Origin of the sequence: Rhodanobacter sp. IGA1.0, assembly GCF_040208325.1 — a bacterium.
GTDB classification, from domain to species: Bacteria; Pseudomonadota; Gammaproteobacteria; order Xanthomonadales; family Rhodanobacteraceae; genus Rhodanobacter; species Rhodanobacter spathiphylli.
Genome location: NZ_CP157948.1, coordinates 1008687 through 1028202 on the forward strand (window position 1 = coordinate 1008687; position 19516 = coordinate 1028202).

Annotated in this window: 16 protein-coding genes; 5 read left to right on the forward strand and 11 right to left on the reverse strand. The window is 59.0% G+C overall.

What is annotated here, in order from left to right:
- Positions 1-129 precede the first annotated feature (129 nt).
- Positions 130-1854, reverse strand: coding sequence for a type IV-A pilus assembly ATPase PilB (gene pilB / locus ABNK63_RS04395; protein ID WP_350016799.1), 1725 nt, complete (start codon positions 1852-1854; stop codon positions 130-132).
- Between the two features lie 347 nt (positions 1855-2201).
- Between pilB and ABNK63_RS04400 the strand changes: the two genes are divergently transcribed.
- From ABNK63_RS04400 to ABNK63_RS04420, 5 genes are all read left to right on the forward strand, one after another.
- Positions 2202-2444: an AbrB/MazE/SpoVT family DNA-binding domain-containing protein gene (locus tag ABNK63_RS04400; RefSeq protein ID WP_007809534.1), complete on the forward strand. Its 243-nt coding sequence runs from the start codon at positions 2202-2204 to the stop codon at positions 2442-2444.
- The gene (locus ABNK63_RS04405) at positions 2441-2836 is read left to right on the forward strand and encodes a type II toxin-antitoxin system VapC family toxin (protein ID WP_007809533.1); all 396 of its coding nucleotides are present in this window, start codon (positions 2441-2443) and stop codon (positions 2834-2836) included. Before ABNK63_RS04400 ends, ABNK63_RS04405 begins: the two co-directional genes overlap by 4 nt.
- A 331-nt stretch (positions 2837-3167) precedes the next feature.
- Positions 3168-4022: a glycosyltransferase family 2 protein gene (locus tag ABNK63_RS04410; protein ID WP_350016800.1), complete on the forward strand. Its 855-nt coding sequence runs from the start codon at positions 3168-3170 to the stop codon at positions 4020-4022.
- Positions 4015-5241, forward strand: coding sequence for a glycosyltransferase (locus ABNK63_RS04415; protein WP_350016801.1), 1227 nt, complete (start codon positions 4015-4017; stop codon positions 5239-5241). Before ABNK63_RS04410 ends, ABNK63_RS04415 begins: the two co-directional genes overlap by 8 nt.
- 191 nt (positions 5242-5432) lie before the next feature.
- Positions 5433-6131 carry a class I SAM-dependent methyltransferase gene (locus tag ABNK63_RS04420; RefSeq protein ID WP_350016802.1) on the forward strand — a complete coding sequence of 233 codons (699 nt, stop codon included), beginning with the start codon at positions 5433-5435 and terminating at the stop codon, positions 6129-6131.
- A gap of 136 nt (positions 6132-6267) precedes the next feature.
- Here the strand turns inward: ABNK63_RS04420 and ABNK63_RS04425 are convergent, their stop codons facing one another.
- From ABNK63_RS04425 to ABNK63_RS04470, 10 genes are all read right to left on the reverse strand, one after another.
- Positions 6268-7197 carry a glycosyltransferase gene (locus tag ABNK63_RS04425; RefSeq protein WP_350016803.1) on the reverse strand — a complete coding sequence of 310 codons (930 nt, stop codon included), beginning with the start codon at positions 7195-7197 and terminating at the stop codon, positions 6268-6270.
- 5 nt (positions 7198-7202) lie between these two features.
- On the reverse strand, positions 7203-8348 hold the full coding sequence (locus ABNK63_RS04430; RefSeq protein ID WP_350016804.1) for a glycosyltransferase family 4 protein: 1146 nt from the start codon (positions 8346-8348) through the stop codon (positions 7203-7205).
- Positions 8348-10285: an asparagine synthase (glutamine-hydrolyzing) gene (asnB, locus tag ABNK63_RS04435; protein WP_350016805.1), complete on the reverse strand. Its 1938-nt coding sequence runs from the start codon at positions 10283-10285 to the stop codon at positions 8348-8350. The genes ABNK63_RS04430 and asnB overlap by 1 nt, the downstream gene beginning before the upstream one ends.
- Before the next feature lie 2 nt (positions 10286-10287).
- Positions 10288-11385: a glycosyltransferase gene (locus tag ABNK63_RS04440; RefSeq protein ID WP_350016806.1), complete on the reverse strand. Its 1098-nt coding sequence runs from the start codon at positions 11383-11385 to the stop codon at positions 10288-10290.
- Complete coding sequence (locus tag ABNK63_RS04445) at positions 11382-12188, reverse strand: methyltransferase domain-containing protein (protein WP_350016807.1); 807 nt, start codon at positions 12186-12188, stop codon at positions 11382-11384. Before ABNK63_RS04445 ends, ABNK63_RS04440 begins: the two co-directional genes overlap by 4 nt.
- A complete protein-coding gene (locus ABNK63_RS04450) occupies positions 12178-13338 on the reverse strand; it encodes an oligosaccharide flippase family protein (protein ID WP_350016808.1) in 1161 nt (386 codons plus the stop codon). The genes ABNK63_RS04445 and ABNK63_RS04450 overlap by 11 nt, the downstream gene beginning before the upstream one ends.
- A 286-nt stretch (positions 13339-13624) precedes the next feature.
- The gene (locus ABNK63_RS04455; protein WP_350016809.1) at positions 13625-15733 is read right to left on the reverse strand and encodes a hypothetical protein; all 2109 of its coding nucleotides are present in this window, start codon (positions 15731-15733) and stop codon (positions 13625-13627) included.
- A gap of 232 nt (positions 15734-15965) precedes the next feature.
- On the reverse strand, positions 15966-17921 hold the full coding sequence (locus ABNK63_RS04460; protein ID WP_350016810.1) for a hypothetical protein: 1956 nt from the start codon (positions 17919-17921) through the stop codon (positions 15966-15968).
- 100 nt (positions 17922-18021) lie between these two features.
- Positions 18022-18447: a pilin gene (locus ABNK63_RS04465; protein WP_350016811.1), complete on the reverse strand. Its 426-nt coding sequence runs from the start codon at positions 18445-18447 to the stop codon at positions 18022-18024.
- Positions 18448-18891: 444 nt separating this feature from the next.
- Positions 18892-19320: a pilin gene (locus ABNK63_RS04470; protein ID WP_350016812.1), complete on the reverse strand. Its 429-nt coding sequence runs from the start codon at positions 19318-19320 to the stop codon at positions 18892-18894.
- Positions 19321-19516: the final 196 nt, after the last annotated feature.

A 19516-nucleotide genomic window follows, 5' to 3' on the forward strand; every position in this document is an offset into this window, starting at 1 on the left:
CAGTGGTCCAGTCCCGGCGCCGTCCCCGCGGGCGGCAAACAAGATATTCGTGAAGCTTATGTCATTTTTGCCCCGCCAAACCGTGGCGCCGGACGCAACTTCGGTGCGGCGGCGGTCGCGGTTCGCCGCTTATTCCTTGGTCACGCGGTCGATCTCGATCAGGCTGGTCAGGCCCTGCTTCACCTTCAGCAGGGCCGAAGCGCGCAGGTCGTTCACCCCGGCAGCCTTGGCCGCTGCCGCGATCTCCATGGTGTTGCCGCCCTGCAGGATGATCTTCTGGATCTCCTCCAGCATCGGCATCACCTGGTAAATGCCCACGCGGCCCTTGTAGCCGTCATTGCAGCCGTCGCAACCGCCGGCCTCGTAGATCGTCATCCCCTCGTCGATATCGGCCTGGCTGAAGCCGGCGGCCAGCAGCACCTGCGGCGGCAGATCCATCGGCTTCTTGCAGTCGTGCAGGCGCCGCGCCAGGCGCTGGGCGATGATCAGGGTGACCGACGAGGTGATGTTGTACGGGGCGATGCCCATGTTCATCAGGCGCGAAACCGTCTGCGCCGCGTCGTTGGTATGCAGGGTGGACAGCACCATGTGACCGGTCTGCGCGGCCTTGATGGCGATTTCGGCGGTTTCCAGGTCGCGGATTTCGCCGACCATGATCACGTCCGGGTCCTGGCGCAGGAACGAGCGCAGCGCGCTGGCGAAGGTCATGCCGCGCTTGACGTTCTGCTGCACCTGGTTGATGCCTTCCACGCGGATTTCCACCGGGTCTTCCACGGTGGAAATGTTGCGTTCGGGCGTATTGAGCATGTTCAGGCCGGTGTACAGCGACACCGTCTTGCCCGAGCCGGTGGGGCCGGTGACCAGCACCAGGCCGTACGGCTTGTGGATGGCGTCGATGTAGAGCTTCTGCTGATCCGGCTCGTAGCCCAGCTTCTCGATGCCGATCTTGGCCGAGGAGCCGTCCAGGATACGCATCACGATCTTCTCGCCGAACAGCGTGGGCAGCACGCTGACACGGAAGTCGACCGCGCGGGTCTTGGACAGGTTGAGCTTGATGCGGCCGTCCTGCGGCACGCGCTTCTCGGCGATATCCAGCTGCGACATCACCTTGATGCGCGACGAGATGCGGTTGGCCATCTTCATCGGCGGGTTGGCCACCGTGCTGAGGATGCCATCCATGCGCACGCGCACCCGGTACTGCGTTTCGAACGGCTCGAAATGGATGTCCGAGGCGCCCCGGCGGATCGCGTCGACCAGCACCTTGTTGACGAACTTCACCACCGGTGCATCGTCGTTGCCGGTGGCATCGACGCCGCTGCTTGATTCGTTCTCGCCGTCACCAGCCTCGATATCGAGCTCGTCGAGGTCGCCGCCACCCATGTCCGGCATGGTGTTGCGAAGGTTGTTCAGCAGGCTTTCGATTACCTTCTGCAGCGAGTTCCGCTCCACCAGGATCGGCTCGACCATGCAGTTGGAGTGGAACTTGATCTCGTCCAGCGCGTGCGACTGCATCGGGTCGGCGATGCCCACGTACAGGCGCTTGCCCCGCCGGAACAGCGGCAGCGCCTGGTGCTTGGTGATCAGCGCCTCGCTGATCAGGTCCAGCGGCATCGTGGCCGGGTTCAGCGAAGCCACGTCCATCATCGGCATGCCGAATTCCACCGACGCCACCCGCGTCAGTTCCGAACTGTCGACCAAGCCGTGATCCAGCAACCAGGTACCCAGCGCAGCCTTCTGCTGCCCGCTGTCCGCCATGGCCTTGCGAACCACATCCTCCGCCATCACGCCTTCGGACACCAGCCGGCGCGCCATGCCGGACAGACCCGTAAGCGACGGTTGCAATTGAGATGACATAAACGGCTCGACCTTGCCCCTGTATGTTGTTGAATCTACCGCAGTCCGCCCCGCAGGTCACCCACTGAATGCAATTCCCCGCGGGTCACCGCCGGATAGCTCGACGCAGCGCACAAACGCACACCTGCTGCACTCCCCCATGGTTGGGCGACGCCACCGGACCGATTCCTCCCCCTGCTTGCAGGGGGAGGGCAGGAGGGGGTTGGCTCTTGACTTTGCGCTTGCCGCGCAGAGCGACCCCACCCCAACCCTCCCCTGCTTGTTGCAGGGGAGGGAGCAAAGCGCGCAGCTTTGCTCCCGGAGTAAAAATTCCTTACACTAATGTAAGGAAACAACGGGAGATCACCATGACTACCGCCAGCGTCACCAGCAAAGGCCAGATCACGATCCCGGCCGCCGTACGTGCGGCGATGCATGTGCGTGCCGGGGATCGGGTGGAATTTGTGGAAATCGAACCGGGCAGGTATGAATTCATGGCTGCCACGCGCCCCGTGACCGCACTGAAGGGCATGTTCGGCAAACCGGCCAAGCGGGTGTCGATCGAGCAGATGAACGCAACGATCGCAGCGGCGGGCGCGGCAGCCAAATGATCGGCCTGGATACCAACGTCCTTGTGCGCTACATCATGCAGGATGATGCGGCACAGTCGGCCAAAGCCTCTGCCTTGCTCGATGCGCTGACTGTCGAAGATCCAGGCTGGATTTCGATCGTATCCGTGGTCGAGTTGGCCTGGGTGCTTGGTGCGGCGTACGGGCTGAACCGCACGCAGCTCACGGAAGCGCTGGAAGCCCTGTTGCGCACCAAGGAATTGAGCGTGGAGCGCGCCGCGACCGTCTGGAAAGCGGTGCGCGTGTACCGCGATTCCAAGGCGGATTTCGCCGATTGCCTGATCGCCTGCACCGCGATGTCCGCCGGCTGCGAACGAACCATGACATTTGACCGTGGCGCCGCAAAACACGCGGGCATGACCTTGCTACCGTAGGAACGCTGTTCCCGTCTCCCGTAGGGCGGACACCGTCCGCCGCACCCGCCCGAACCCAGTGACCCTGCGCAGGAGCGCACCCTGTGCGCGAGCCCTCGATCTTCCTCTACTCAAGGCGAACCACCCCGCGCCCCGGTTCCTCCCCAGCTTTCGCAGAGGAGGGAGCAAGGCGCGCAGCTACGGAACCGGTTCCTCCCCCTGCTAGCAGGGGGAGGGCAGGAGGGGGTCAAGCTCTTGATCCAATCCCCGAGATCCCCGCGCTGCCAACTTCCCGCCTGACCCCATCCCCCCTTCACGCTATGATCCCGGGGTCATCCGGGGGAGCCACCTGTTGAACCGCCTCAGCATCATCCTGCCTGCCAAGAACGAAGCGCCCGCCCTGGCGGCCCTCCTGCCGCAGCTGCGCGCCGCCCACCCCGATGCGGAAATCATCGTGGTCGACGACGGCTCCACCGACGACACCCGCAGTATCTGCAAGGGCAACGACATCACCTGCCTCAGCGCGCCGTACTCCATGGGCAACGGCGCGGCGATCAAGCGCGGCGCCCGGGCCGCCAGCGGCGACATCCTGGTGTTCATGGACGGCGACGGCCAGCACGATCCCGCCGACATCAAGCGCCTGCTCGACCAGCTGAACCGCGGTTACGACATGGTCGTCGGCGCCCGTGACTGGGACAGCCAGGCCGGCGTCGGCCGCGGCCTGGCCAACACCTTGTACAACTGGCTCGCCACCCGCATGACCGGCCATCCGGTGCTCGATCTCACCTCCGGCTTCCGTGCCGTACGCGCGGACAAGTTCCGCGAATTCCTGCACCTGCTGCCCAACGGTTTCAGCTACCCCACCACCAGCACCATGGCGTTCTTCCGCAGCGCCTACGCCGTGGCCTACATCCCCATCAAGGCCGCCCAGCGCGTGGGCAAGAGCCACATCAAGCCACTACGCGACGGCCTGCGCTTCCTGCTGATCATCTTCAAGATCGCCACGCTGTACTCGCCGCTGAAGTTGTTCGTGCCGGCGAGCGTGGTGTTCTTTCTGCTGGGCTGTGCGAATTATGCGTGGACATTCATGCATGATGGCCGACTGACAAACATGAGCACGCTGCTGTGGAGCGCCTCGGTAATTGTGTTTCTGATCGGACTGGTATCCGAACAGATCACCGGACTGATGTACCGACGCGATGCCTGACACGATTATGCACGAGCGACCCACGCTCGTTGTATTGGCGTCGACCTATCCTCGTTGGAGTGGTGACCCCGAGCCTGGGTTCGTTCACGAGTTGGCCAAGCGCCTCACCGATCGATTCCATGTCGTCGCCCTGGTGCCCAGCGCGCCCGGTGCTGCGAAACGCGAGATGCTTGATGGTGTCGAAGTGATTCGATATCGCTATGCACCCAGGCGCTTCGAAACGCTCGTCAACGGTGGTGGCATCGTCAACAACCTGCGCCGCAACCGCTGGAAGATGTTCTTGGTGCCCACCTTCGTGCTGGCGCAGGCATGGCGAATCTGGTGCTTGTTGCGCAGCAGAAAAGTTGATGTGATTCATGCCCATTGGCTGCTTCCTCAGGGCCTGATCGTCGCACTGCTGGGCAAGCTGTCCCGACAGGCACCACCTTTCCTGGTCACCTCGCACGGAGCCGATCTGTTTGCCCTGCGAGGCAAGGTACTGAACGCACTCAAACGATTTGTCATTCGCCGGGCTGCATCGACCACCGTGGTCAGCGAAGCCATGCGCGAGGAACTGGCACGGCTCGGAGCAGATGTGGATGCCGTTGCCGTCCAGCCCATGGGAGTCGATTTGATCTCGCGGTTCATTCCCGACATCGCCACGGAGCGATCCCGCGATGAAATTCTCTTCGTGGGGAGGCTGGTGGAGAAAAAGGGATTGCGCCATCTGATAGGCGCCATGCCGTCAATCCTGGATACGTTTCCCTCTGCGCATCTGACGGTGGTGGGCTTTGGCCCGGAAGAGACGGAACGTCGGGCACAGGTGGAAGGCCTTGACCTGCAAGACAAGATTCACTTCATTGGCGCCTTGTCTCAGAGGGACTTGCCAGCCCGCTATCAACGTGCAGCGGTGTTTGTGGCTCCCTTTGTAGAAGCATCCTCAGGTGATCAGGAAGGGCTCGGCCTAGTATGTCTGGAAGCTGCCGGCTGTGGTTGCCCGGTTGTCGTATCCGATTTGCCGGCGACGCGGAAGGTACTGCCGGAGGGTGCGGGATGTATCCGCGTTGCTCCTAATGACAGCGAGGCGTTGGCTGAAGCCGTGGCGGATATTCTTGTCCGCCGGGATACTCATCTCCGCGGCGTCGAGGTATGCCGGAAAGAAATCATCCGGTGCTTCGATTGGCTACCAGTAAGCCGAAGTTACGCAGAAATTCTCGAGGCATGCATTGACCGTGGATAACGAAACTTCCATTGATCGAAAGCCGCACCTTTCGAGGGAGTGGAATGTTGCGTGATTCATGCGGGACTTATGCAGCACAGTTTGCTTGGCCAAGGTATGGTGATGGCATGCGCAAGCGGCTTCCCTGACTGCGAGGTTGACGGGCTAGATGCAGGTGATAGGTACTGAAGAATGCGCTGGAGGCGAATAACATGCTCAGACAATGGGCGAAGCTGTTGGCTCGTACCCCGCTGCATCCGCAATGGCTGCTGGGCAGGCGAGATGGCCCGAGAGGCGTCGAGCAAGTATCTGGAAGGCTGCTTGACGTGGGGGCCGCGGATCGCTGGGTGGAAAGCTTGGTGCCAGCCGAGGTGCAATATGTGGCGCTGGATTATCCTGCTACTGGCAAAGTGTTGTACGGCGCACAGCCTCATGTATTCGCCGATGCTGCCAGCTTGCCGTTCGTGGATCACTGCTTCGATGCGGTGACGTGTCTCGAGGTGCTGGAGCATGTCGCTGAACCCGAGCGGGTGATGGGAGAAATCAGTCGGGTGCTCAAGCCCGGTGGGCGCGCGTGGCTCAGCATGCCATTTCTCTATCCCTTGCATGACGCCCCTTTCGATTTTCAACGTTACACTGAATTCGGGCTCAGGCGCAGCGCACGTCAGGCGGGACTTGAGGTGGCTTGTCTCTGCAAGGATATGCATGCCCTGCGCACGGCGGGTTTGTTGGTTTGCTTGGCGCTGGCTGGCGGTGTGTCCGCGCGCAAAGGACCGAGCCTCTGGTTGGGGATGCCGATTGCCGCCGCGTTGGTGACAATGATCAATTTGACTACGTGGTCTTTGAGTTTCATCTGGCCCGACTGGTCACACATGACTCGAGGTTATGTGGTGGAGCTGATGAAGGAATAGATTCGAGTTCCGGGCTACGTCAATTGCATGGGTGTGTTGAGGTAGCGATGTGTCGCTAACGTGGATAGTTTTTCTGGAGCGGGTGTGATGGCGGTGGTGTACTTCAAGATTGAATTCGCCGGCGATATGACTGACCTCAACGTTGTTTTCCAAGGCTGCACTCTTGATTCGTGACCATCGTGCCCTGCAGAAAGGCAAGTGCACTCAGCGTCTTCACGCTGGCGGCGGCCACGGAGTAGGGTACCCAGCGCTGATCCAGAACTCGATCCAGCAGGCCAGCTTTGCGGACCAAAGGTGCAGTAACGTAACCCAAAGCCTTCAGCCAAGGATGCAGGCGGGTATCTAGCGCACTGAAGCCAAGCGCTCGGTAAGCATCGGCATGATCACCTGAAAACTTTTCAGCCGAGGGGCCGGCCGCCCGCTGCATCTTGACCAGAACGCTCTTGATCGTAAGAAGGTCGAGATGTTGCATCGTGGCTTCAGCGCACCAAACCACTTCCCCTATACGGGAAAGGCGAATCAGAATGTCTCGATCCTCGAAGCCGTAGTGGCGGTAGCCTTCATCGAAACCGCCAACGCTAAAAAAAGCACTTGCGAGAACGGCGAGATTAGCAGTGGTACCCGCATACGGCACGCCGTTTTCGTATTGCTTCTGGCGACGGCGCGATGCCGCTTCTTGGTAACGCCCCCAGAAACCTTTCTCACGACCAGAGGTCGGGCCACAACTCGCCACGCACCCTTGTGACAGCATGGCTACATGGCGCGCAAGAAGGTCGTGGGACTGTGGAAGGCAATCGCAGTCAATAAAGGCCAAAATTTCGCCCAGTGCAACTTTGGCACCAAGGTTGCGTACGGCTGCACGTCCCCGATTTTCCGATAGCGTAATCACACGGAGTAACGGTATTTGAGCTTGGGTAAGCCGCTCCGCGGTGTTGTCGCCCGAACCATCATCCACGGCAATGATTTCGAGTGAGTGCCCGTCAGGTAGTGATTGCGAAATGAGCGTACGTGCCAAGCGGAGTGCGGCGTCGGCGTTTCGATAAACGGGAATGATGACGGTCAACATGGCTTTCAATGGGTACGCCGCGCCGCAATGACACTCTTGAAAAGATCAGCATAACGTGCTGCGATCATCGTGATGTCAAAATGCTGGAGTGCAGTAGTCCGATTGCGCTCTCCCATCATGGCAAGCAACTCCGGAGTGCTGCTCATGGCCATGTTTAGCGCTTGGGCTAGAGCCTGACTGTCCTCTGATGGGATTACCCAACCCATATCAGGTTGAATATAGGTATCCAGGCCACCGCAGCGCGTGATTAGCAATGCGAGGCCGCGTTCCATAGCCTCCAGTCCCGCGTTGGACATTCCCTCATAGCGTGATGGGAGCACGAATACGCGTGCGTTACTCAGTTCGTGCATTACGTCAGCGTGGTCGAGTTCGCCCACCCATGTGATGGCTTTCGCGACGCCAAGCGTCTCGGCCAGCGCGATCAACTTTTCTTTCTCTGGACCATCACCCACGATACGTAGAATGCCTGGCGAAAGGGGGGGCGGGAGTGCGGCCAAGGCGGCGATTAGTAGGTCGTAGCCTTTCTGGGCCGCGATTCGTCCTACCGTAATGGCACAGTGTGGGCGCTCTCGGTAAACGGGGGGCTGGTGGCAAACGATGACGCCATTGGGAATGTGCGCGAAGCGTTTCCCCGAAAAGCCATTGCAGCGCAACTCATTCGCCATGGCGGGAGCAATGAGGTTGATGGCGTCACACTGTGTGTCCAGCAGGTGCACCAGCTGTCGATGAAAGCCCAGTCCGGCAAAAAGGCTCAAGTCGCCGCCGTTCGAGCCGGTGCTTGCAGGGGTCGCCACCAGTGCAACATTCAACAGTCCCGTCCGCTTCAACAAACTCACGGTCAAGGCCGCCTCGCCGAGAAAGCGGGTATAGATCACGTCGAAGCAGCGACGGTGCTGCAGTAACAATCCAGCTAGCGATAGAAGATAGCTAATTCCCCGCAGCAGACGACCGAATCGCTGAATGGTGCCTATGCGTCGTACGGGAACTTCATGTCGCCCCAGACGCACAGATCCACAACCAGAACCCATGCGGCGACCAAAACAGTTCACCTCATGGCCGTTATCCATCCAAGCCTCGATGAGATTGGCTGCTTGCTTCTCCGCACCGCCAGTGACGAATTGCGGAAGGTCTGACAGGACGAGGATGCGCATTAGCCGCTAACCCCGAAATGGTCGCGCCAGTTGGCAAGCATCAGCACGTTCCACAGCGTGGACGCTGCGTTCATGCGCCCGCTGCAGTGCGCTTTCCAGAGTGCGCGTACGGCTTTTGCGTCCAGCATTGGCAATTCGCGCAACGAAACCTCGGACAGTCGTGTCTCGGCCCAGTCGCGCAAGGGACCCCGCAGCCAAGTGTCCATGGGAGGGCTAAAGCCCTGCTTGGGGCGGTCAACGAGCGCATGCGGCACAAATTGCTCTAGTAGATGGCGCAGCGGCAGCTTGCCATGCCGTTTGCCGGCGAGCGATGTGGAGGTGAATCGCCAAGACAGTTCCACGACACGGTGATCAAGCAAAGGTATTCGTGTTTCCAAGCCAAACGCCATGGCGGCGCGATCCACCTTGAACAAGATGTCATCAGGCAGGTAATCGCTTTGATCGCCAAACATCAAAGTTTGTCTGGGGTCGACAATGGCTTTCGGTATCTGGCAGCGGTGCGTGCGTGCATCGCCCTTATTGGTGATTCGGGCATGGCCGGCACCGCCAATGAACGACATGCGCATAGCCTCAAGATCTGGCGTGATTAGTCTTTCGGCCAGTCGCTCGATGCGAAATGAAAGTGGGCCTGCCGGGCTGTTGCTCATGGGGAATGCCGCCGCCAGATTGGCTGCGAGACGTCCTGTTGCGGCCATGCCGAACCGCACTGGCTTGGGCAGTACGCGCAGCCAGCGCCATAGCTGTGTAATTGCGGAATAGCGGGAGTAGCCTCCAAATAGCTCGTCTCCACCATCTCCACTCAATGCCACGGTTACACTCTGGCGGGCGAGTTTTGAAACCAGCAAAGTCGGTAACTGCGAAAAGTCCGCGAAAGGCTCATCGAACCGTTCTGCGAGTGATGGGATGAGATCGAGGGCGGCGCCAGCATCGACGTACAGCTCCGTGTGAGCAGTACCGAGGTGCTTCGCCACCGCACGGGCAAAAGGGGCTTCGTCGTGACTTGTCTCGTCAAAGCCAATACTGAACGTGCGCACCGGGCGAGTGCTTTGCGTCTGCATCAAAGCGGTTACAAGACTGGAGTCGATACCACCGGATAGAAACGCGCCCAGCGGGACGTCTGCTTCCATACGTAGAGCAACCGCATCGCGCAACAAAACCTCCAGTTCTGTCGTGGCAGCCACAATGTCCCGCAACGGTGCCGACACTCCAGCGGTAGCCGTGTTCACCAAGGACCAGTACGCACGCGTCCTAGATCTCAGCCACGCCCAATCACGAGGGCTTGCCATGTCATCAAGCGAAAGGTTCAGTACGCAGCCGGCCGGCAGGCGAAAGATCCCTGCCAAGGCCGACTCCGCCCCGTGCACATAGCCTGTACGCAGGAAGCCGCTGATAGCAGATGGGTGCATCTGCGGATGCCATCCGGGGACGGCGGTAAATGCCTTCAGCTCCGATGCGAAGGCAAAGCGTTTTGCGATCCAACCGAAATAGAGTGGCTTCTCACCCATGCGATCGCGCGCCAGAGTCAGTACGCGGTGCTGCCTATCCCAGCAGGCAAAGGCGAACATGCCGTTGCTACGCTTCAGAGCATCCTCGATGCCCCAGGTGTCGAAGGCAGCGAGCAAAGTTTCCGTGTCGGATTTGCCGCGCCACGCAACATGCGATCCCGCCGATTCAAGTTCTCGTCGCAAATCAGCGTGGTTGTAGATTTCGCCGTTGTAGACGAGTACGTATCGTTGGCTAGCCGATGCCATCGGCTGATGCCCTGCGGTACTGAGATCAATGATGGAGAGTCTGCGGTGGCCAAGTGTCATACCACAGGCGTCATCCCGCCAAGAGCCACCGTCATCCGGTCCGCGGTTAGTGAGATACGCCGTCATCCGCTGCAGTGTGGGCAGGGCAGCACTCGTGAGGTCGAGTAGACCAGTGATTCCGCACATGATCAGGTACCTTTCCGGTCTTGTGGGAACAGTAGTTTGAGGTACGTGTCCGTAACAACTTCAATGTCGAACTTTCGCAAGTGTTCACTAGCATTAGGAAAGCGCATCTTTCCCTGGAGCACGTCAATAATCGCCGTGGCCATGGCATTGTCGTCACCTACGGGGACGAGCGTTCCGTATTTGCCGTCGGCCAATATTTCCCGAGTGCCGCCGGGGCAATCGGTGGCCACAATGGCGCATCCACACGTGAGTGCTTCCATGAGCACGTTGCTCATGCCTTCGTGACGTGATGAATGCACAAATACCGTCGACCTGTACATCCACTGTTGGGGATCCGAACTGAAGCCGACAAAGCTGACCCGTTCATCAATACCGAAGTCCCTAGCTTGCCTTTGCAGTGTTTCCAGTAGCGATCCTTCACCCAAGATTGCAAGCTTTGCATCACAGTGCTTCCGCACCTTGGTGAAGGCGCGCAGGAGCGTTGTATAGTCCTTCTGTGCTTCGAGTCTGCCGCACGCAAGTACAAGTGGCAGGCTCGAAGCGTGGACGCGTGACTCATTCACTACTGTCGCCGGAGATGCTGGATTGCGGATCACATGGATTGCTGATTGGTGGGCTAGGCGCGTTCGAATTAGGCTGCTTTTAACGGAATCTGAGACGGCAATTACCGCATACGCGCGATGATATAGAAAGTATCCAAAAATATAATTGGCCCAAGTCTTTATACGTTTTCCGCCACCGATGACCATGTGAGTTTGGTCGGCTTCGCGCAGCGCTACTCGGATAGTTCGGGGTGCCATCATTGCGGCAAGCATTGCGGTGATATTCGCCGAGAAGATCGTGCTCAGCAGTACTTGTGGGCGCTCGCGCCGAAGATAATTGGCTAACGCGAATGTCGAGGCAAGGGTCTTTTTCTTTCCAAGCTTTATCATGCGAACCCCTTCTGGGATCTGATCCAGAAGCTGCCCTTTGTTGATGGCAATCACTAGGTCGCACTGTACGCCGCGTGCGACAAAGCGTTCAGCGAGTGCCAGCATCACCTTTTCGGCACCGCCTCCGTCGAGTGAAGGAAGGAAGATGGAAATGTGGCGTTGTGTCAATTCGTTAAACCAGTTCGGCGGCGAAAGACGAACTCATTGCATCCGATGCCGCCGGCTTGTGTCGTGAAGTCGACCAACTCGAACTCTCGTTCGCGGAAGAAATGAAATACTTGTTCAGGCTTGGCGACTTCGAACGGATAACCGCCGATCCAGTCGATGAGGTCGTGCTTTGCAGACATCCCGCGATGATCGCCGTAGTTATTTTTCCAACGTTTCAAAGGCTCTCCGCGAAGAGCGTCGGCAACAAATTTCACGCCCCATAAGCGCGCCCATGCGCCAGCAATCAGCAATGGGCGGAGCCATGCATACTTGTTGTAAGCGCGTTTGACGACCGCCCAGCGTTTGCTTGCCTTCCCCTGGTCATTGTAGATGGAGACAACCAGATCGCCGTGGCAGCATGGTATTAGGTTTTGCAGAGCACGCCACATGTCTCCTGTGTGGTGGGCGACACCCCAGCAGTACACGATATCGAATGAGCCAAGGGAGCGAAGAAATTCCTGGTCAAGGAGGCTGCCTTGGAGAATGTCCCACGTAGCTTCCGGGGTCTGTTGTCGCATCGCTTTCGTGCATGAAACAGAGGCAGGGTCGTAGTCAAAAGACGTCACATTCGCGCCGAGGGAGGCGGCGGCTTTGGAAAAGGCACCACTGCCGGATCCCGCATCTAGGAAGCGTTTGCCTGATAGGCATTCTTGGCCGAAACGTGCGATCAATGAAGCTCGGTGAGCTTCGAGTCTTTGTTGATCTAGAAGGGATAGGTAGCTTTCCCAGTTCTTTCCAAAATTGAACCTCAGATCATCGCTCATGCAGGGTCTCGGATTGATTGTTTTTCCGCACGCGGGTGGCTCCGCCAAGAATGATGACAGTATCGCTGATTGCTACAGCTAAAACGGCGCCAGAGGTGCCTAGTATCGGTACTAGAGCGAACAGCGCCACAAGTGAAATGCACACTCCGCTAATCTCAATCACATTGCGGCTGGCTTGTAAGTCACGCGTTGTCAATAGTGCAGTGATGTATTGGCGCAAGCTGCCAGTGACGATGATGATGCATAGTGCGCGCAGCAGGGGGGCTGCCTTGTCGAAACCTTTGCCCAGTAGCCAAGGCGCAAAAGGGGCAAGCAGCCACAGCGCGGCAGCGGCAATTCCTGCGTAGCCCAATACCGTCGCTAACATGATGGCCGCAAGGCGGGTGTTGCTGGCAGAGGATGCGCGGAACAGGCGCGGTACAGTGGCAAGAATCAAAGCATTGACAGGTAGCGTGGCAGCTGAGGCGATGCGATAGGCGGCGGCATACGGTCCGGTCACGGCTTCACCGGCGAGGCGCAGCAGCACAGTTTTGTCTAGTTCGCTTCCGGCGGTCAGGGCGACTCCGCTGATCGCGTATGGCAAGCCCTCTCGGATGGCTTGTCGAGTGTTGCAAGTGGTTGAGTTATCTCCACGAGGCCAAGTGGCGTACAACGTGAAGGCGACGGTCGGAACGAGCCAAGTCAGATACAGTTGAGCGAAGCTTGCGATGTCATGCAAATTCAGAAAGGCAGCCGAGGCGATGGCCGCCAGCCGTGCCATGGGGGCAAGCGTACCAATAGCACTAGATAGGAACATGCGTTCTTGTGCCTGATAGCGATAGGCCAGTGGCGAAAGCGCCGGTGCGATCAAAATTTCCGCAATGGCAAAACTGGCTAGCGCCGCAGGGGGTACGACTGAGCCGAGAAGGATGATTGCCAGTGGAAGAACCAGAGAAAGCAGCACCAGTCCACTTAGCAGATAGATTCGCTCGGTGACGGCGAAGCGGCCATACAGCTCTCCGCCTCGGGCCATGTGGCGAACCAGGGCCACGCCACTACCCAACCCCGAAAGCTGGCCGAAAGTCATGAACAAGGCCACCGATCCAGCGAGCGCACCGTAGCCTGCTGCGCCAAGCACTCGCGCGGTCAGTATCAGGCTTACAGCCTGCAAGCCGATACGGGCTAGGTTCCAAATGCTCGCGTGGGCTGTGTTGCGAGCAATGCGTCCAGGGCGCCAACGTGCCAACTGGGTGAGAGTGAGGATCGGGCGCAAGAGAAATACACGACGATGGCGGGATACTTCATTGTGCCTGTATGGCGTTCTGTGCGGAACGGTAGAATGCCACTTCCGGTTCACGGGAAGTCGGAACGCCGACATGTATGCGTCAGGCTGGCGCCTTGACCGTCTACAACAGCTGTCGGCGATGGCTTCGGGTGTGCCCCGGGAAGATGGTTGCCTACGGCAAAGCCAACAGGGCGTGCAGTTCACTCAAGTTCCGGTCTAGGCGGCCGCCGATGTTCAACGCTTCCAGCTCTTGCAGTGCCGTGCGGGCTTCCTGCTTGCGGCCTTGGGCGACCAACATGCGGATCAGGGTGATCCGGTAGGCGGGTTCGTCAGGAGTGGTTTCGACGGCCCGTTCGGTCAGGCGCTCACCGAGGGCGTGTTCATCCAACACGTTCCAGGCGTAGTCGCCATAGGTGGCCAGCAGGCGTGAACCGGGGTTTGGATGTGCCAAGGCTGCGTCGAATGCCGCCATCATGCGCTGCGCCGGCAGGGCGCAGCGGCGGTCCCGCGCACACTGGGTCAGGGCGCCGAGTGAGCTTTCGTCCTGCACCCCGGGCGTGCGGGCTTTCAGCTTGGCAATCATGCTGTCCCACCAAGTGTCCTTCAGCGGGAGGCCCATGCGTGCGTTCATGAAGATCAGCGCCTGCTCTGGCAGGATCGACGAGTTGGGCAACGCAGCGGACGCTTCCAGTGGCGCGTAGGCCAAGTGTGTGAAGGGCGAGGCAGGGTCGTAGTGCGAGTAGATGATGTAGGTGCGGCCCAGTTCGTATTGCGCGCGTGGCGATTGGGGTGCGCGTGAGGCTAGATCCTCGGCGAGTCGCAGCGGATCGCCCCAAGCGTGGGCCGTGTACGCGGTCAGTGCGGTCCAGCAAAGCATGAGTCCGGCCAGCAGCACATGACGAAGCAGCGCCATCGGGAGCCCGCTTTCTTTGAAATCGCTTGCCGATGGATCGGCACCCGCGGCCGTTGTTGGGGTGGTCGGGCGGGCGGGCGCGGCCAACAACGGTACCACCGCCAGCAGCAGCCCGAAGCTGGCGAAGTAGTTGCGATGCTCGTAGATCAGTTCCAGCGGCAGGATGGTGCCGGTAAGCAATTGGCAACCCAGGAACAGCGTGATGCCGAGCGACGCCAGTGGGCGCCGCTTCCTTAGCCATATTGTCAGCGCGACCAATGCACCCAGGAACAAGATGCTGGCAAGCGTGGTCGGTGGCGTCAGCAGGCCGCTCGATACCTGGAAGTCGTCGTGATAGAACGACAGCGCATTCGGTGTCGGCAGCAGCGTCCATACGAGGTAGTCGACGATGATGCGCGCTTCACTGAGCAGGCGTGTGCCCAGGTCGAAGTTGCGGGTGGCCCAGGCTTCCGGCTTCAAGACCTGCGGCAGCAGCCATGCCATGCCGAGTACCATCGGGAGTGCCAGCACCAGCACAAAAAGTAGGGCTATGCGCCAGTCACGGCGCCTTGGCATCGATGCAGAGTCCGGCGCTGAAAAGCTGAATATCACCCATTCGATCAGTGCGGCATACAGCGGCAGCATCACCGCCGTTTCCTTGGCCAGCAGGCCGAGCGCCGTGGGGATGATGATGCTGGCCACACATAGCGCGAAGCCACACCACATTCGTTGCCTTCGATCCGGGTTGCCGTCGCATTGCGCCGGAATGGCGAGCATACAGCGCCTGCCCGCGACATAACCGAGCAGACCCAGCAACACGAAAAAATTGGCCATGCTCTCCATGCGCTGCACCACGTATAGCACGGCGGTGAGGTTGATCGGCAGCAGCATCCATGTGCCAGCAATCAACGCGGCGAGGAAACCCGCTCTCCTTGCTGTGGGAACGTACCCTGTGCGCGATGCTTTTCGATCATGCATGCCCGCAGGAAGTCCTTCTTGCACGGAACCTGCCTCGAACTCGATCCGGGAAAGCGCTCTTGCGGAAGCCGCAAGTAGCCCGCGTGCCAGCAGGAAAATCAGCACGCCGTTCATCAGGTGGATGATCAGGTTGGTCAGCTTCCAACCGTACGGATCGAGGCCGCTGGCAAAGTAGTTCGCTGCGAAACTCAGCGATGCGAGCGGGCGCTTGAATTCGCTGGCAGGTGAAGACAATGCTGCGCGGACAAGGCTGGAAATACTGGCATCGACGGGTTGCACTCCGGGGTTGTCGACGATGTTCGGATAGTCGTCGAACAGCCAACCGCCATGGAGGCCAGGCCAGTAGACTAGCGTGGTCACGACGAGTGCCAGTACCAGAATCCACGGGCCAAGGCGACGGATACGTGACACGGCCATTACTCAGTGGTTTCCGGATACCGTCCAGCGCAAAGTTGGCGCGGGCGGCTTGGCGTCGACATCTTCGTGCGTTCCCTTAGTGTGGATCGATTCAATGTCGCGCATATTGGCCGCTCAGGTGACTGCTCGCAATTGCGTGAATCAGGTTCTCGCGCCTGCGCTGTGGGACTACTTTGCTCGCTGCAATGTTTGCGCGAGTGAGGCCTATTGGATCGTGCCGGAACTTTCAATTTGCTTCGGCACTTCCTTGGATGTCTTGGTCAGCCTTCGTTCGCAGTGCCACCAAGGTGAGATCATGTTGAAGGCTCGGCCGAAGGGCTTGCGCTTTGGCAATTACGGCGAGCATTTCATGGGGGCGATGCAGTTCGGTCAGATGCGTCGCAAGGCGCTTGATGTAGGACGAGTCACCCACCTTGAGTTCCACCGCAGTTTCCAAATGTTTGATCGCCAAGCCCCTGTCGCGAAGCACGGTTGTCGCGACATCCGCGTATTGGACATGCAGAGTGGCGTTGTCTGGTGAGCGTTGCAACACGGTCAGGTAGGCTTCGCTGAGGCGCTGCGGGTCAAGAGCGAGGCCATCGTTGATCGCCGCGCCCCCCAGCTCTTGCAACGTTTGGAGCTCCTGTGATCCGACGGGTCGCTCTTGCAGTTTATGAATCAGACTGTTCCACCATTCGGGACGCTGTGGCAGGCCAGCCGCGGCAGCTGTCATTAGCAAGCCTTGTTCGGCGAGCGGAGAGGACTTCGGCAATGCCGCACCGCGTTCCAGTTCGCGAATGCCACGGGCGAACATGGATGATTCAGGATTGTCGTTAGCCATGGCCATGTAGTAGCGCGCAAGGCCGAGACTGGCGCGCGGCGACATTGGGTTGTCCTGCGCAAGGGTGGTGGCAAGTAGCAGCGGATTGCCCCAAGTAGAAGCGCGTAGCAAAGTAAAGAAGCCCATCGCAACCAGAAAGATGGTTGCAACAATGGCTGGAAGCCGTGGATGGGCGTGGCGAGTGGCGAGCCAGATAAGGTCAGTGATGGCCAACAATACGCCAAACAGTGCCGGGTAGTTTCGGTGTTCAAATACCAGTTCAAGTGAGAACGGTGCGCTGGTAAGTGCGTGTGCCATGAGGAACCAGCCGATACCGAGCGCGAGTAATGGCCGCTTTCTTCGCACTGACCAAGCAACTGCAACAAGGGCAAGCAGGAAAAGTCCTCCGGCCAGCGTAGTTGTTGGGCTTAGCCAGCCCGTGGAAATCGGATAGTTGTCATAGTAGAAGTGCATCGCACGAGGAAGCGGCAAAATGCACCAGCCCAGATACATGGGAAGTACTCGCAGTTGGGTCAATTCACGCTGCATGGGCGTGAAGTCCCGATAGCTGAAGTACTCGGAGGTGCCATAGTGCGGTACTACGTACAAGGCGAGAACCAGCACCGCTAGTACGCTGCCTGACGCGTAAAAGATTTTCCACGCAAGGGTCTTGGCAACAGAGTCTGTTTCAAAGCGCAGTATTGTCAATTCCAGCAGTAGTGCATACCCGGCCACCAATACGACGGTTTCCTTGGCTCCGAGTCCCACAATGGTCGCCCCAAGGCTTGCGAGCAGCCACGGCCAGCCTCGCTGCCCAGCTTGCTGGCGGCGGCGTGCACGCAGATATGCCAGTAGCGCCAGTAGGGTGAAGGTGAAGCCCAGAATCTCCATGCGCTGCACGACGTACAACACGGTGGATACCTGCAGCGGATGAATAGCCCATGCTGTCGCAAGCGATATGGCCCAGAGGCGTGTCCGTGAGTCGAACGTTGCGTCAGCATGTGTGGTGTTCGGAGACAGGCCTGAGCCGAGGAGTCGCAAGGCCAGCAACATGACCAAGACGGTGTTGATGAGATGCAAAGCGAGGTTGGTGGCCTTGAATCCCCATGTTCCGGAGCCGAAGGCAAAATTGAGCGCGAAAGTAGCCATCGCAAATGGGCGCTGCAAATAGCGCATTGACCAGCGCCAGATTTCTTCCCAGGCGGCACTGTTCCAATCCACAACCTTGAAGAGATCATTGTGGACGATGGCCGGAAAGTCATCAAAGATGAAGTCACCCGTCAAACCGGGCCAAAATACCACAGCCAATATCACCAACATGAAGACTGGTAAGGCAGATTGAAGTAACCGTCTTTGGAGTGCTTGATCAGCAAGAAACTTCATGAAGATGCGCTCTTGAAAAAAACAAAGAGGGGCTTTCGCCCCTCTTTGTTCTATACAGATTGATCAGCATCACTAAATGATGCTTGACCTGACTGGCAAATTACGGGTTCACGCAACCCTTGGGACGGAACTTGTCTTCCAGCGAGCTGTGGCAGGTCCAGGAACCATTGCTGGCACGATCCCACTGGATCGTCTTGGTTGCAACCTTGGGGTTGCCCTTGAGGGTGCACTTGAGTGCTGCGGCAGCAGCGCCAGTGGCATCCGGCTGTGTGAGAGCTACGGCGCAACGCTCGGTAGTCGCCTGCAGGCCCACTGCATCAACAGTGAAATTAGCAGCAGATTGGCCATTATTGACCATTTCCTCGAAAGCAGTCTTTCCGGGCGTGATATCTGCCAAGCCGGCAGTCGCCTGTGAACGAGCCACATAGTTCTGGTACTGCGGCAGCGCGATGGCGGCCAGGATCGCGATGATCGCAACCACGATCATCAGTTCGATCAGGGTAAAACCTTTCTGCATGGTCTTCATGGTGTTTCCTCTGTTTTGGTTAGCTAACCGTTGATGCCCCCTGAGCCCCGGTCCCGGATTCCCCCTAGGCGGGAACGGTACCCTTTACTCGCGGTCAGGAACGACCAGGAAGCTCACGGCAGTTCAAGCAGGTTGTATGCCATCACTACCGCCGTGATATTTCCGCATGGTTGCGGGTTTGATGATTGTGCACACAGTCACGAATCTCTACAAGCAGCGCTGAATTTTGCAATCAAGCGGCGCGCACCCCAAGTTGCCGCTGGGATTCCCCTTGTCATATCGGGTCAATAATTGACGTGGGGCGTCAGTTTTGGCGCGAAGTGGCGTCGGTATTGATGCCTCTCTGGCTCACGTGTCGATCGATAGCTTTCGTGGCGCCGTTGCCTTGAAGCGAGCTTGCAGCACACCTTCACACGTGTTTTCGGGGCGGGATCGCCCTCGTTCTTATGGGTAGCATCCCTTGGGTCTCTGGCGTGCTGCCAGATCGGACGTCTGGCACTTCCAATTGCCTGAACTATCGCGCATTAGATTGATTTTCTTGTTGTTGACCTCCGGATTCCCCTTGATCTGGCAAGTGATCTCGCCCACGCCGTTGACCGGCGCAGTGGCCGTAACGTGGCAACGTTCCGTGTCCTGCTGCATGCCCAGGTTGTCGACGGTGGTATAGAGCGTGGCGTCACTGTCCCCGTTGTTGGTGCGTTCCTCGTATGCGGTGCGGCCCGAGGTGATCTCGTCCAGCGCCGCCACTGCCTGCGAGCGCGATACATAGTCGCTGTAAAGCGGCAGTGCGATGGCCGCTAGGATGGCGATGATTGCCACGACGATCATCAACTCGATCAATGTGAAACCGGCGGAACGGCGCTGGCGTGACATGGTGGATTCCCCTGTGAGTCCCACCTGACACGCACGTTTTGTACCAAATGTGAAGGCCGATCGTGCGCGCCGTCACAGTGCCTGCGGTCTGTTGGATGTGGGTTAGTGCTCCGGGGGGGCGGGCTCACAGGCGGGGTTGCTTGCGCGCCAGCTACCCCCGCTTTAACGTCGTGGCCTTTACGAAGCCAAGGAACCC

Bases quoted from the DNA above. Each gene is read 5' to 3' on its own strand.
- pilB (WP_350016799.1), bottom strand. From the start codon at position 1,854: ATGTCATCTCAATTGCAACCGTCGCTTACGGGTCTGTCCGGCATGGCG.
- ABNK63_RS04400 (WP_007809534.1), top strand. From the start codon at position 2,202: ATGACTACCGCCAGCGTCACCAGCAAAGGCCAGATCACGATCCCGGCC.
- ABNK63_RS04405 (WP_007809533.1), top strand. From the start codon at position 2,441: ATGATCGGCCTGGATACCAACGTCCTTGTGCGCTACATCATGCAGGAT.
- ABNK63_RS04415 (WP_350016801.1), top strand. From the start codon at position 4,015: ATGCCTGACACGATTATGCACGAGCGACCCACGCTCGTTGTATTGGCG.
- ABNK63_RS04420 (WP_350016802.1), top strand. From the start codon at position 5,433: ATGCTCAGACAATGGGCGAAGCTGTTGGCTCGTACCCCGCTGCATCCG.
- ABNK63_RS04425 (WP_350016803.1), bottom strand. From the start codon at position 7,197: ATGTTGACCGTCATCATTCCCGTTTATCGAAACGCCGACGCCGCACTC.
- ABNK63_RS04430 (WP_350016804.1), bottom strand. From the start codon at position 8,348: ATGCGCATCCTCGTCCTGTCAGACCTTCCGCAATTCGTCACTGGCGGT.
- asnB (WP_350016805.1), bottom strand. From the start codon at position 10,285: ATGTGCGGAATCACTGGTCTACTCGACCTCACGAGTGCTGCCCTGCCC.
- ABNK63_RS04445 (WP_350016807.1), bottom strand. From the start codon at position 12,188: ATGAGCGATGATCTGAGGTTCAATTTTGGAAAGAACTGGGAAAGCTAC.
- ABNK63_RS04460 (WP_350016810.1), bottom strand. From the start codon at position 17,921: ATGAAGTTTCTTGCTGATCAAGCACTCCAAAGACGGTTACTTCAATCT.
- ABNK63_RS04465 (WP_350016811.1), bottom strand. From the start codon at position 18,447: ATGAAGACCATGCAGAAAGGTTTTACCCTGATCGAACTGATGATCGTG.
- ABNK63_RS04470 (WP_350016812.1), bottom strand. From the start codon at position 19,320: ATGTCACGCCAGCGCCGTTCCGCCGGTTTCACATTGATCGAGTTGATG.